We start from the raw sequence: 13,402 nt of genomic DNA on the forward strand, positions 1-13,402 counted from the left end.
TTGACAGGAGGCTCTTTTATATCTTGCCCTTTTTGTCAAGTACAATTTATACCAAATTAGATGAGCTTACCCTGGTTCTTTCCATTCTTCAATTTTCTCGAAAATGGCATTGAAGCGTATGAATAGAAGCTTGATCTACTACAATAACTGTTGGCCGCTCCACCACAGCAAAGAAAGTATCTATGCAGGCTATGATTACATCAGAATTAATAGTCTGCTCTGAAACATAAGCATGAAGAGTGTTTTGCCGATTCATAATTCCCAAGACATTTAAACGCTTAGTTCTACGACTATCAATTGACAAATATTCACCAATCTCTTGCCATCCATAAGGGACACAAGGGATGCCACAAAATCCGGATTCATCCAAATAGTATAAATCAATTTTTCCCTCATCTTCTAGTTGTTTTAATTCTGACAATTTTTCTTTTTTTCCCTTGTATTCTATGGGGTCTGGCTTGCCGCCAACACCTCGACGCATCCTATGCCAACTCATATTTTTTTTTAATTATTCTCTTAATTGTTTCCGTACTTGTATTAATACACCATTCTTCTTTAATTTTTTGTACTACTTGCTTTAATTGTTTGGGTTGTGATTTTACCCAGTCCTTAATTTGATCTGATTGTGCGGAATTAAATGTTTCTTTTCTGCCTCTACCTGGTTTATTATATAATCCGAGCATTCCCTCATATTCCCATCGATTCAACCAGTTATACATGGTCTTATAACTAACTTTAAAGATTTTCATTAAATTTTTATTTGTGAGATTTTGTGAAGCCAAAATTAAAAAATGTGCTCTTTGGCGCACTTGATGATGTCTGCTTTCGCGATAAATTCGGTTTAGCAATTTCAAGGAAAGTGGATTAATATCTCGAAGTAAAAACATATAAAACCTCTTTGAACACAACTTGATATTTTTTATTATATCATATTGGTTATTTGTGTAATTAATTTTGTTTGACTACTTACTAGGGGTAATCAAAGCCGATTCGGTATAATAAGCTCGACTTCACGTAGGTTTGATTTCTGATTAAGTTGCTATACCTGTTAAACTGATTCCGATCGCCCTCAACACGAGTGGATTCAATGTGGGATAAAATTGCCGCACGCATTGCGGAAGTAACTGGAGACAAATTTGTGATCGACAATCGCCGTTCCGTCAGCGGTGGCTGTATCAATCAAGGCTATTCTATCAGCAGCAGTTCCCGCACTTACTTCGCGAAAATCAATCAAGCTTCCCAAGTCGCGATGTTTGAAGCTGAAGCGCTGGGTTTGCAGCAAATGGGGGAAACCCAAACGATTCGAGTACCTGAGCCGATTTGCTGGGGAACTGAGGGGAATTCAGCTTATATTGTGCTGGAATGGCTAGATTTGGGAAGTCGCGGGGGCGATCGAACTTGGGAAGAAATGGGGCGAAAACTCGCTGAAATGCACAAATACACCCCCCCCACTCCCCCCTTGCTAAGGGGGGGAGAAGAGCCTAATTCGGGCTTATTGAGGGCAGTTTTTGGGTGGGATATTAATAATACGATCGGCTCAACTATACAAATTAATAATTGGACGGCAAATTGGGCAGAATTTTGGGCCGAGCATCGGATTGGTTATCAGTTAAAATTGGCTAGGCGTCGGGGCGGTCATTTTCCGCAAGGGGAACGTTTATTAGAGATGATTCCTGAATTGTTGGCTGGTTATGAACCTCAACCCTCGCTAGTTCACGGGGATTTGTGGGGGGGGAATGCGGGGGTGACATCTGCAGGGGAACCGGTGATTTTTGACCCGGCGGCATATTTTGGCGATCGAGAAGTTGATATTGCGATGACGGAGTTATTTGGTGGGTTTCCAGCGGAGTTTTATCGAGGATATAATCAGGTTTGGCCGTTGAGTTTAGGGTATGAAAAACGCAAAACTATTTACAATTTATATCACATTTTGAATCATTTTAATTTGTTTGGGGGGAGTTATGCGTCCCAGGCGAATCAAATGATTAATAGAATTTTAGGTTAAAATTTAAGTAGTATCTGGATTCTATTTACAAATGAAGTACCTGTGCAGTGGCATCAAGTTAGGGTTTATCATTTTGTTTTTGACAGGCCTTACGCCTGGGAAATCTTTAGCAGCTTTACCATTGCAAGTGGGTGTCTATCACGGTGGTGGTTCTCGATACATTCAGATTGCTGAGAAACAAAATAGAATTTGCTTCAAAGGCTTTTCTGCTAACGGAGTTACTGTCGCTTCCGTTGCGGTAGATACTAACCGCCAGGAATTATACAAAATCAACGGATTTGACGGTACGTTCCTATTTCAGCAAGACCAAGAAACTCTCTTGTTTGGTCCAAGCAATCAATTAAGTAAGTATACGGCAGATTATGGATTTGCTAGAGATTTAGGTGATGATTTGGAGGAGTGTCTGAGTTACCAGAAGCCATTTTTTAGGCAGAAGTCGCGTAGTAGAGGTACTCGTTAATATTGTAGGGGACACGGCAATACGGCAATGCCGTGTCCTGATTTCTGCTTAGTTTTTGAGACTTTATTTTTGCTTGGCAGCAGCTTTTTTCTTAGCTTCTTTTTCTGCTTTTTTAGCTGCTTTTTCTGCTTCAAGTTTGGCTAACTTGGCTAGCTCTTTTTCTTCAGCTATTTTATCGAGATAGTAGTGGTAATCTCCCAAATAAGGGCGAAACTCTCCGTCCCGAATCTCGACTATTTTGTTAGCGACTTGGGAGATGAAATAGCGATCGTGCGAAACGATAATTACCGTACCGTCATAATTCTGAATCGCTTCTTCCATCATCTCTTTCGCCGGAATGTCGAGGTGATTTGTCGGTTCGTCCAAAATCAGCAAATTCACGGGAGTCAACAGCATTTTTGCCAAAGCTAGGCGGGCTTTTTCGCCGCCGCTTAAAGCGCCAACCTGTTTGAATACTGTTTTGCCAGTAAATAAGAAACGGCCCAATAAAGTCCGAACTTCTTCATTTTTCCAGTCTGGAACTTCGTCGTGAATCGTTTGCATCACGCTTTTATTCAAATCTAAGGCTTCAGCCTGATTCTGTTCAAAGTAACCGGGGATGACGTTGTGACCTCCCAATTTGACAGTACCTTCAGTCGGCTTTTCCAAACCCATAATCATCCGCAGCAGGGTTGATTTGCCCGCGCCGTTGGGGCCGAGAAAGGCAATACGATCGCCCCTTTCAATTAATAAGTCGGCTCCCAAGAATAGGATTTTTTCGCCGTAGGTGTGTACCAAATCTTCAATTATTGCTACTTCGCGGCCGCTGCGGGGTGCGGGGGGAAAGCGGAAATGCAAAGTTTTTAATCCGCCGGTGGGCGCTTCGATGCGTTCGATTTTGTCTAACTGTTTCTCGCGGCTTTTGGCTTGGGTGCTGCGAGTGGCGCTGGCGCGGAATTTTTCTACGAATGCTTGCTGTTTTTCGAGTTCTTTTTGCTGGCTTTCGTAGGCGCTGAGTTGGGCTTCTCTGGCTTCTGCTTTTTGCAGCAGGTAGGAGGAGTAGTTGCCGAGGTAGGTGCTGGAAACGCCACGTTCGGTTTCGACGATTTGGGTGCAGAGCCGATCGAGAAATTCTCGGTCATGGGATACGATTACCATCGGGGTTGTCAGCCCTTTGAGGTATACTTCCAGCCATTCGATCGTTTCTAAGTCGAGGTGGTTGGTAGGTTCGTCGAGTAGCAGGATGTCGGGTTTTTGGAGGAGAATTTTGCCCAAACTCATCCGCATTTGCCAGCCGCCGCTGAAGGCGCTGACTAATCGATCGCCATCTTCGGGTTCAAATCCGATTTCGGGCAGAATTTTCTCAATTTGGGCTTCTAAACCGTAGCCGTTTAAGCCTTCAAATTGCCGTTGCAGCCGATCCATTTTGTGGATCAGTTCGTCGAGATTTTCTGGGGAGGAGTTTTCCAAGTCTCGATGGACTTGCATTAGGGATTCATGGACTTCGTTGGCTTCGCTGAAGGCACGCCAAAATTCTTCTTTGACGGTGCGAGTCGGATCTACTTCAAATTCTTGGGAGAGGTAGGCGATGTGTAAGCTGGCGGGGCGAATGACTTCGCCTGCGGTGGGTTCGATTTCGCCGGCGATGATTTTGAGTTGGGTGGATTTACCGGCACCGTTAACGCCGACTAAGCCGATGCGATCGCCCGGTTTGACTTCCCAGGTGACATCTTTGAGTACGACGCCTGTGGGGTAAATTTTACTGATGTGTTCGAGTCGCAGCATTGTTGTGGGGACTGGGGAAGGGCAGGTTTAGCGGCGGATGGGATGCCGGCGCTGAGGTCGAGTTAATCTTAACAAATTTTAATTATATTTAGACACTGGGAATATTTTGATTTGGTGGGAGTTACGCGAAGAAACCGGGTTTCTCTGAAAAATCCCCGATTCTCAGCTAAAAATCTACGAAGCAACCCGGTTTCTGGCCTGGACGTGGGTGCAGGACTATTTGGGTGGGGCGATCCTCTTCGAGGGCTTCGCTAACGGGCGATCGTGTTGTTTCAGATTGAATTTCTCGAATAATGGTTGAGACTTCTGCACATTATAAATAATAGTCAGTGTCAACCTCGATCGCAAAAGAGAGCGATTGTGCCAGCAAGAGACATTTATTATCATCTCACGGACTTCAAACACTTTTAAAGCAGGCGATGGGAGGTGCGATCGCCTTCAGCAAATTCCCTTAAACTTGAGTAAAATAAGACAGCCATCATCGCCACAAAACCTAACTCACCATGCAAACCTCAACATTTGATAGTATTTTAGACGAGATCGAAACCTTGTCTATAGACGAACAAGCTGCTTTACTGGTCATCATGCACCGGAGACTTAGCGATCGCCGCCGCACCGAAATTGCTGCTAACATTGCACAAGAAAACAAGACTATCAATCGGGAAAGGTCTTTCGAGGTACAGTTAATGAAGCGATCGCGGACTTAAAAGTTATCAGATGAAGTTAAGAAATGTCCTACTATCCTAGGACTTAATGTTGCACACTAAGCAACCTGAGCACTCACCATTGAGTCACTCTCCAAAACATCCGGTGCTGTCAAAATATTTTGAAGTTGCTGCACAACTTGAGTTTCATCTTGGTATAACATAACTAGGTGATCTTTTGCTCTTGTTATTGCTGTATAAAGTCCTGCTTTTTCTTGAAAATCTTTATCAGGATCTGGCAAGTCTTCCACTCGGTCAACGCCAGCAATAATAACGGCATCAAACTCAACTCCTTTCAGCGCGTTCCAAGAATCGACTATTACGAAAGGTCGGTTTACAACGTTATAAGTTCGCTCTTGAGGACGTATGGGAGCGCGATGGGGAACATCCAATTTCCGCAGGCATTCACTAATTTCTGATTTAAAGGATCTTGGCTCTTGTGGATGCAATAAAACTCCGATTGAAGAAACTGGATGACTGTTCAATGCCAGTTTAACCTGTTTAGCTATATTGTCTGGAGACATATCGCTTTTTACAAGCATTGGCTTAATAGATGAACTGCGAGAAGACTTTTTGAGTGGTTCGACAATATGACCGATTTTAGAACCTAAACGTTTACTTGTCTTCATCTTAGCACTAGCTAAATAAGGACCTATAAACTGCCAAGCTAATTCTATAATTTCTGGTGCGTTTCTATAGTTTATATCAAATATTTGGGCACTGCCTCCAGGAATATTAAATCCAAGCTTAAGCCAGCTCCAATCTTGCTTTCTTCGATGTTGCTGACCTTCGTACACTGACTGAGTGTTGTCATAGACAAAAAAGATAGAGTTTGTATCGGGATTTACGGCATATAACATGGCCTTAAACCATTCATCATAAAAATCTTGAGCTTCATCAATTAAAATGGCTTGATAGCGCTCTTTGGCGTTATTTTTAACTAAATCAATAATTTCCCCTCGCATCTCAGGGTTTTCATCCCACTCATAAGTGTACCCTCTGCGATAAGCCCAACTATGAAAAGTTCGACACTCTACGTTTGAACTCCAGCCTTTTTGTTTGATTATTGAATCAATCCATTGATTCATAAAGCGATTGTAACACAATACCAAAATATCCTTATAACCCTCATCAATTAGTTTTTCAAGACGATTTAGCAATACTAATGACTTACCAGAACCTGCAACGCCTCGAACTAAAGCATGACCTTTAAGCGAGAAATTTTTGGCTTTATTCTGTTGTTCGTCTAAATCTTGGCTATTTGATCGCTGATTTAAAGATTGCTCGAAGTTAATCCACTGTTCCACGATGGTTCTCCTTATATTCTTTTTGTTGAGTGCTCTTTATTCAAATCAGCTTACCAACTCTGGATGAGCTTTGCAGCGACAAAAAGTGATAAAAAGTGATAAAAAGTAGTAACATCTCCTCTACTGTGCTAAAATCTATCCACAGCAATGTGTGTACATGGGCAAAGTATCATAAACCATGCCAGCACAACCTCCACTCCGACACTACCTTTAACAGGATTTAACCCATGACAGTCGATGAAGCTCTCGCCATTGTCGAAACAGTCCTAGATGATGACGAACAGTTAAACGACGTGCAAGAGCTAATATTCAAACAGTGCTGGGAAGGCAGACAGTCTTATGAGGAAATTGCTAAATTTTCTAAATATGACGATGAATATATTAAAGCCGCTGGCTATAAACTCTGGAAGTTACTCTCAGACGCTTTTGACGAAAAAGAAAAAAAAAACAATATTAAAGCAGTTATAAAACGATACTTGCGGCGACATCAAGTGACATTACATCGAACTCAAGTAATTGGAGTTAATCTCAGCGGTGCTAACTTAAGCGGAGCAAGACTATCATTCGCAAACTTAAGTGAATCAGATTCGTCAGCAGATTTACACGGTGCAATTCTATCTGATTATCATACAGTATCAGATGAAATTATCAAGGCTGAAGACGCACATAACCAGGGAATTTTGTCGAGCATAAGAGAACGCATTTATCACTGGAATGATTTGCGCTTTCACAGCCAAGAACAAGTAAAAATTGCCGAAGCCCTCGATCGCACAAACACCCTATTCTTCCCCAACTCCAAAGCCCGCCTCACAACACCTGCAGGTAGACAAAACCAAGAACCAGATTTCCTCATATTCCACCAAGGCAAATGGGGTATTCTGGAAATATCGCATCCCGATACACAAAAAGATGAAACGCGCGATCGCCTGTTTGCATCTCACGGTATCAGCATCATCCACTATTGCGACGCTAACAGATGCACAGAAGAACCCGATCGCGTTGTCCAAGAGTTTTTAGACATATTGAGTCAGGAATAGGGCGAGTGTTTTGTCGTAAGGGGCGATCGTATAGGGGCCGAGAAACCGGGTTTTTTAGGATAATACTTCGTTGTATCCCGCAGCTTCGGTCAAAAACCCGGTTTCTTTGCTTGGAGTGCGTAAGTGCATAAGGGCGATCGAACTCCGTAACAAAGTAGATTTTGCGTTGACAAATTATATCATGTCCGGTAGTACAACCATAGTAAAATAGCTAAGTATATCCGTTGTAAAACCTATCTATCTGAGCAATGCCAAAACGTATTAGCATTGAGCCACATCTCTCGTTACCAGAAGTAGAACAGCGTTAGCGTCAAGCAAAAGACCCTTTAGAAAGAAGTCATTACCAAATTATCTGGTTATTAGCATCTGGCAGAAGTAGCCGAGAGGTTTCACAAATAACTGGTTACAGTCTCAGTTGGATTTATTAACGAGTCTGGGGGTATAACCGCATTGGTTCAAAATCACTTGGAGATAAAAGGCATGAACATCAAGGTGCCGATACACTTTTGAATGATGTACAACAAGCACAACTATGGCAAGCGCTACAATCACCTCAAACGGTTGGTGGGCTTTGGAACGGACAGTTCGTTGCAAATTGGATGAGTGAATTATTAGGACATTCAGTTAGTAGACAACGAGGTTGGGAGTATTTGAAGGCAATGAGACTACGTTTGAGAGTACCTCGACCCTCTCATCAGGAAGCCGACTTTAGGGAACAGGAAAAATGAAAAAAAAACTAGCAAAAACGGTGACTCAAGTTCAAGAGAAGTACCCCGACGCCGATGTAGAAAGTTTGGACAATCGATGAACATAGAGTTGGGCTTAAACCAATAATGAGACGTATTTGTGTAGATGAATGGACAGTACCCGTAGCATCGGTAAATTGGCGATTTAAATGGTTCTGGTTGTATGGCGAAAGTTCACCGACAATGGGGAGAAACTAAGGCGTGGATTCTACCTTTTGTCAATACCGAAATTTTTAATCAAGTTTTAGCCGATGGAGCCCAAGATTTTGAAGTCGGGGAAAATAAACAAGTCGTATTGACGTAAGGATCAAGGTGGATGGCATACCGCTAAAAAACTTGATGTACCGCAGGGCATTCATATTATAGAAAAGCCATCTCACTCTCCAGAATTTCAACCTGCCGAAAAACTATGGCCACTCACAAATGAGCCTATTGTTAACCGAACATTTAAAAATTTTGATGAATTAGAGGAAATTTTATTTAATCCCTGCCAACAATTACTCCAACAGCAAGACTTAGTTCGAGGTTTGACAAATTTCCATTGGTGGGCCCAAGTTGCAGCTTAATTATGGTTATGCTACCGAACATGATATCAGCAATTAGATTTACCTACTCAACCAAAGCCTGTCGCTGAGCCTCCAACAATTCCTGAATCCCAGTTTCTGCCAAATCCAAAATTTGATTTAACTGACTCCGACTGAAACTTCCATCTTCCGCAGTTCCCTGAATTTCGATGATGTTCAAATCTCCATTCATCACCACATTACAATCAATTTCCGCCGCCACATCTTCAAGATAATTCAAATCTAAAAATGGCTCGCCTTCCAACAGTCCCACAGACACGGCCGCCACTTGACGAATAATCGGCGATCGCACTAAATCACCTTTTTGTACCAACTTGTTCAAAGCGTCAGCCACAGCCACAAACCCGCCAGTAATTGAAGTCGTGCGAGTCCCCGCGTCCGCTTGCAAAACATCCGCATCCACAAGTATTGTGCGTTCTCCCAATAGTTGCATATCCAAGCACGATCGCAAACTGCGCCCAATCAACCGCTGAATCTCTTGAGTCCGTCCCGATAATTTCATAAATTCCCGCTCTTGTCGCTGCGGCGTAGAACCAGGCAACATTCGGTATTCCGCTGTTAGCCAACCTTGTCCGGTATTCTCCAGAAATCTAGGCACTCCCGGCTTGATTGTAACGCTGCAAAGTACCTGAGTATCGCCACTTTTTGCGAGCACGGAACCGCTAGCAAATTTGGTAAATTCGCGATCGAAACTAATCGGACGAATTTGATTTGGTTGTCTGCCATCTGGACGTTGGAAAGACATAAGCTAATTAGTAATTGGGCATGGGGCATTGGGCATTGGGCATTGGGACAGTTGTACGCTCGCGTAGCCGAAGTATCGGGGATTCGTAATTCTTCCTACTGACTACTGACTACTGACTACTGACTACTGACTACTGACTACTGACTACTGACTACTGACTACTGACTACTGACTACTGACAATTTTTAGAATATCCTGCTGGACTTGTTCTGGGGATTGGTCGCCATCGACAGTTAACAGCTTGTTGCGATGCTCGTAATAATCTAAAATCGGGATAGTTTGCTCGTGGTATAAATCGAGCCGGCGCTGCAAAATTTCAGGATGATCATCCGATCGATCGCGCTCGATCGACCTGCTGAGCAAAACCTCGATCGGCACTTTCAGCCAAACTGCCCAATCTAGCTCCTGCGCCAAATCCTCTAATAAAAAATCCAATTCCTCAGCTTGAAAAGCCGTTCGCGGATAGCCCTCCAACACCCAGCCATTAAAGACATCCCACAGCAGCAGTCGGCAGCGAAAGAATTCAATCATAGTTGCGTCGGGAACTAATTCCCCTCTATCGACATAAGACACCGCCAGCTTGCCTAAATCTGTATCTTCTGCGATCGCCTCCCGTAGAATGTCCCCCACAGCCAGCAAAGGAAGGCTCAAATTGCTGCACAGTAGTTCAGCCTGAGTTCCCTTTCCTGCTCCTGGCCCTCCCAGAATCACCACTCTCACAGTCCCTGCTCCTAGTGCCGCGACATTCAAATTTTACGCGATGTGTGTACCTTTTCTTAAAGCCCTGGACGCAGCAAGACTCTCATCACCTTGGTTTTTCACCCTATAACTATCTAACTGGGGCGATCCCCGCCGTCTTTTGGTAAAAAATCCCGTTTCTGCCTAAGTGCTAATTGAGTTCAAAAATCTCACAAACGACTGCGAATGCCACTGCCGCGAGCTTTTGACAACTTGTATATATAGTGTTCGATCCGATGTGCACTCGGCCCAGTACACTATATATTGTCAAGCAGGCTTCAGCCACGCCAAGGTCGGAGCTGCACTCAAGACTTAGTTGCTGATTAAATATTGCCCTATGGTTGCTCAGTTACAAACCCCTAAACTCAATTTAACCCACAGCTTGCCCTACACAGTTCAAGGGCTGGTGCAAGTCTTTACAGGCCCGCACCGCTGCTTTTTTACCAGTGTCATGGCTCAGGCCCTCAGAATTGCAGGACAGGGAGCTCCCGTGCTAGCGGTGCAGTTCCTCAAAGGGGGAATTAATCAAGGGCATCAGCATCCGGTGCGGTTGGGGCAAAATTTAGATTGGGTGCGCTGCGATTTGTCACGCTGCATTGAGAATGCCGATTTAGATGAGCTGGAGACGCGATCGATCGAACAATTGTGGGAGTATGTTCAAAAGGCGGTGCGCGAAGGTCGTTATTCCTTAGTTATTCTCGATGAATTGAGTTTAGCGGTTAATTTGGGCTTGATTCCCGAAGCCGAAGTGGTGGCATTGATTGACAACAAGCCACATCATTTGGATATGATTTTTACCGGGCCATCCATGCCGCAAAGAATTTTGGATGTTGCCGACCAAATTACTGAAATTCGCCGCAGTTAAGGACAATGATTCAAGTTGCGATCGCCCGTTTGGCGATCGCATTTTTTATGTAAAAAAACAGTATCTAAAAAAAGAGGCGATCGCTTAGCTCAAAGAGCGATCGCACGCCGATCAATTTACCAGCGACGTTACGATTGAACTACCGGATCGAACACAACACTCAATCGATCCGCCGGCACCATCCGCTTGAGAATTTTCAAGTGACCGTCTGCATCCGACCAACTGCGAAACTCACCCACAACCACCTTTTCCACATTTGGAAGCGAGCGAACTATAGTCCACGGCTTGAGACGTTTTTCTTGCAACATACTAAATAAATCTCCTTGGTAAATTGGAGCCAAAACCAGTCCCCATGGTTGGCCACCGCCGAGGACTGGCTTTTGACTTTGCAAACTTGCCCTTCTCTAAGAACATAGCACAAAAAAAATGGTTTGTGATTATATCTTATTTTTCGCTTTTTTTAGAGCTAATTTCTACATAACAAATGATTAAACTCAAAACTTGTTAACTCTTTAATTCCCCACTCAAAACTATTTCATGACTAACACTGCGACTTCGCTTGGAGTGCAGCCTAACTAATAAATTCTGCCTTCTACCTTCTACCTTCCTTTTACTGATATCTTGCACCATTCTCAATAAGTTTTTTATGAACAGGCAAGATGCCTGTTCCACAAAGAGTGAATTTTCTTGTGGAACAGGCATCTTGCCTGTTCTTGAGAATAGTGCAAGATGTGAGTTTTACAAATCCCGCCGCGACAGCAGAAACCAGATCCCACCCAAACCCAAAACACCGCACAAAACCCCGCCTTCCCACCCAAAAACAGTCCCCCCCGGCAAATGTCCAGGCTTTGCTTTAGAAGTAAAATTCAGCTCCGAATAGTATACCCACTGGCTGTTAACCCGCCAGCCCACTCGATCGCCAAACTTCTCCCAAACTGTAGCATCATAAACACCAGGCTTTCCCCCCAACCTGAGCCACAAACCCTTTTGCACAGAAAAACCGAATCTGCGGTGACTGTGCCGCACCCAAAGTTGATCGATAGTCTGCAAATCCTTAGCTGGAAACTTCCTAATATCTTCCTCACTCAAATAACCCCGTGAATTTTGCTGCATCACCTCCAGCATTTTCAGAGAAGTTTCCTCATCAGCACCACGCCAATTTTTAGCAGCCAGCAGCCTTGCCAAGTGAGAATAATCAATCCCTTTTTCGGACTCTAAATTCACAGAAACTAGCGGAGTATCAGTTACAGGTTGAGTCGGAACCGAAGGACTAATAACCGTTGTCTGCTGCGACTTTTCCAGCACGGGGACAACCACAACAGGAGGTTTTAAAGCATCCAAAACTTCCACAGCCGATTTGTAGCGATCTTTAACATATTCCTGAATCAACTTATCTAAAATCTGACCTAAATCCTCGCTAATTTGTGTTCCTTTTGGCAAAGCCTCCCTCCAAAGCCACCGGCCTTCAAGCGGATCGTAAAGGTCATCGTGAATGTCCCCGTAGATATCCAGATAAGGCATAACAGATGTCAGCAAGCGAATGCAAGTCACCCCCAAACTGTAAAGGTCGCTAGCAGGAACAGCCCTACCGTGACGCTGTTCTAGAGCCGCGTAGCCGGGAGTTCCCAACTTAGTTCCTGTTTTGGTCGGAGCAGCAGCTACTACCTGTTTAGAAACCCCAAAATCTATCAGCACTAACTTACGATCGCGCGATCGGCGGATCACATTCTCAGGCTTAATATCGCGGTGAATTACATTGCGGTCGTGAACAAACTTCAATAAAGGCAACAAATCTAACAGCAGTTCGCAAGTTTTAATTTCGCTATAAGCACCGTACTTATCTAACTCATCCTTTAAATTATTGCCATCAATAAACTCTTGCACTAAATACAGGCGCCCATCTTCCTCAAAATAAGAAATTAACTGAGGAATTTGCGGATGCTTAAGTTCGTATAACCGCCTTGCCTCTTGTTCAAACAGTCGAACATATTTTTTAAAATGACCGGGCTTCCGCTGAAACTCTTGAGGAGGTGACAACTGTTTAATTACGCACAATTCCTCAAATTTTCCATGATTAACAGCTCGGAAAGTCCTGCCAAATCCCCCATCGCGCAGCGGTTCAGTTGCTGCATAAAGGTCTTTTAGCAGCAGCTTTGAACCACAATTAAGACAATACTTTGTGCCTGGTGGGTTCTGACGCTTGTCTCTTGGGCAATCGAGATTAAGGCAGTATGTCATATATTAAAAAAATGCGAACAAAATTCTACTCAGGATTTCATATTATTCAAGAGTCCGATCGCGAGCTGGTTTTTGTAGAGGCGAGACCTCGAACCTTACGGAGGCGGCAGCCACCCTCGCCATCAGAGGGGGCGCTCTCACCAGACTGCCCCTGAGCAAGTATAACTCTCTTGAGGGTTTGACCTCAAACTCGAAGTCCATATCTAACC

The 13,402-nt window shown here is 43.8% G+C and carries 13 protein-coding genes and 1 pseudogene; 6 read left to right on the forward strand and 8 right to left on the reverse strand.

What is annotated here, in order from left to right; all coding sequences use genetic code 11:
- Positions 1-88: 88 nt before the first annotated feature.
- On the reverse strand, positions 89-481 hold the full coding sequence (locus QUA43_RS26385; RefSeq protein ID WP_333377926.1) for a transposase: 393 nt from the start codon (positions 479-481) through the stop codon (positions 89-91).
- A gap of 1 nt (position 482) precedes the next feature.
- Positions 483-887, reverse strand: coding sequence for a helix-turn-helix domain-containing protein (locus QUA43_RS26390; RefSeq protein ID WP_333377927.1), 405 nt, complete (start codon positions 885-887; stop codon positions 483-485).
- Positions 888-1,087: 200 nt separating this feature from the next.
- On the opposite strand from QUA43_RS26390, the gene QUA43_RS26395 reads away from it, so the two are divergent.
- Positions 1,088-2,005: a fructosamine kinase family protein gene (locus QUA43_RS26395; protein WP_333377930.1), complete on the forward strand. Its 918-nt coding sequence runs from the start codon at positions 1,088-1,090 to the stop codon at positions 2,003-2,005.
- Positions 2,006-2,036: 31 nt separating this feature from the next.
- Positions 2,037-2,465, forward strand: coding sequence for a hypothetical protein (locus QUA43_RS26400; protein ID WP_333377933.1), 429 nt, complete (start codon positions 2,037-2,039; stop codon positions 2,463-2,465).
- A 63-nt stretch (positions 2,466-2,528) separates the two neighbouring features.
- Here the strand turns inward: QUA43_RS26400 and QUA43_RS26405 are convergent, their stop codons facing one another.
- Positions 2,529-4,229, reverse strand: a complete 1,701-nt coding sequence (locus QUA43_RS26405; protein ID WP_333377935.1) for an ABC-F family ATP-binding cassette domain-containing protein — start codon at positions 4,227-4,229, stop codon at positions 2,529-2,531.
- Between the two features lie 503 nt (positions 4,230-4,732).
- Here QUA43_RS26405 and QUA43_RS26410 point away from each other — a divergent pair.
- Positions 4,733-4,936 (forward strand): hypothetical protein, encoded by a 204-nt coding sequence (locus tag QUA43_RS26410; protein ID WP_333377938.1) that lies wholly within the window; start codon positions 4,733-4,735, stop codon positions 4,934-4,936.
- A 56-nt stretch (positions 4,937-4,992) separates the two neighbouring features.
- Here QUA43_RS26410 and QUA43_RS26415 read toward each other — a convergent pair whose 3' ends face one another.
- A complete protein-coding gene (locus tag QUA43_RS26415) occupies positions 4,993-6,240 on the reverse strand; it encodes a UvrD-helicase domain-containing protein (protein ID WP_333377941.1) in 1,248 nt (415 codons plus the stop codon).
- 227 nt (positions 6,241-6,467) lie between these two features.
- Here QUA43_RS26415 and QUA43_RS26420 point away from each other — a divergent pair, with 227 nt between their 5' ends.
- Positions 6,468-7,277: a pentapeptide repeat-containing protein gene (locus tag QUA43_RS26420; RefSeq protein WP_333377943.1), complete on the forward strand. Its 810-nt coding sequence runs from the start codon at positions 6,468-6,470 to the stop codon at positions 7,275-7,277.
- A 248-nt stretch (positions 7,278-7,525) separates the two neighbouring features.
- Positions 7,526-8,589 (forward strand): annotated as a pseudogene (locus QUA43_RS26425) (IS630 family transposase).
- Positions 8,590-8,632: 43 nt separating this feature from the next.
- Here QUA43_RS26425 and rph read toward each other — a convergent pair.
- Together rph and QUA43_RS26435 are read right to left on the reverse strand one after the other, a co-directional pair.
- On the reverse strand, positions 8,633-9,352 hold the full coding sequence (gene rph, locus QUA43_RS26430) for a ribonuclease PH (protein WP_333377945.1): 720 nt from the start codon (positions 9,350-9,352) through the stop codon (positions 8,633-8,635).
- Positions 9,353-9,517: 165 nt separating this feature from the next.
- Positions 9,518-10,072 (reverse strand): nucleoside monophosphate kinase, encoded by a 555-nt coding sequence (locus QUA43_RS26435; protein WP_333378004.1) that lies wholly within the window; start codon positions 10,070-10,072, stop codon positions 9,518-9,520.
- A 355-nt stretch (positions 10,073-10,427) separates the two neighbouring features.
- Between QUA43_RS26435 and QUA43_RS26440 the strand changes: the two genes are divergently transcribed.
- Positions 10,428-10,955 (forward strand): P-loop NTPase family protein, encoded by a 528-nt coding sequence (locus QUA43_RS26440; protein WP_333377950.1) that lies wholly within the window; start codon positions 10,428-10,430, stop codon positions 10,953-10,955.
- A 128-nt stretch (positions 10,956-11,083) separates the two neighbouring features.
- On the opposite strand, the gene QUA43_RS26445 is transcribed toward QUA43_RS26440, so the two are convergent.
- Together QUA43_RS26445 and QUA43_RS26450 are read right to left on the reverse strand one after the other, a co-directional pair.
- Positions 11,084-11,347: a hypothetical protein gene (locus QUA43_RS26445; protein WP_333377952.1), complete on the reverse strand. Its 264-nt coding sequence runs from the start codon at positions 11,345-11,347 to the stop codon at positions 11,084-11,086.
- Between the two features lie 346 nt (positions 11,348-11,693).
- Positions 11,694-13,193: a GUN4 domain-containing protein gene (locus QUA43_RS26450; RefSeq protein ID WP_333377955.1), complete on the reverse strand. Its 1,500-nt coding sequence runs from the start codon at positions 13,191-13,193 to the stop codon at positions 11,694-11,696.
- Positions 13,194-13,402 lie beyond the last annotated feature (209 nt).

This window comes from Microcoleus sp. N9_B4, assembly GCF_036701635.1.
Taxonomy (GTDB): Bacteria; Cyanobacteriota; Cyanobacteriia; order Cyanobacteriales; family Microcoleaceae; genus Microcoleus.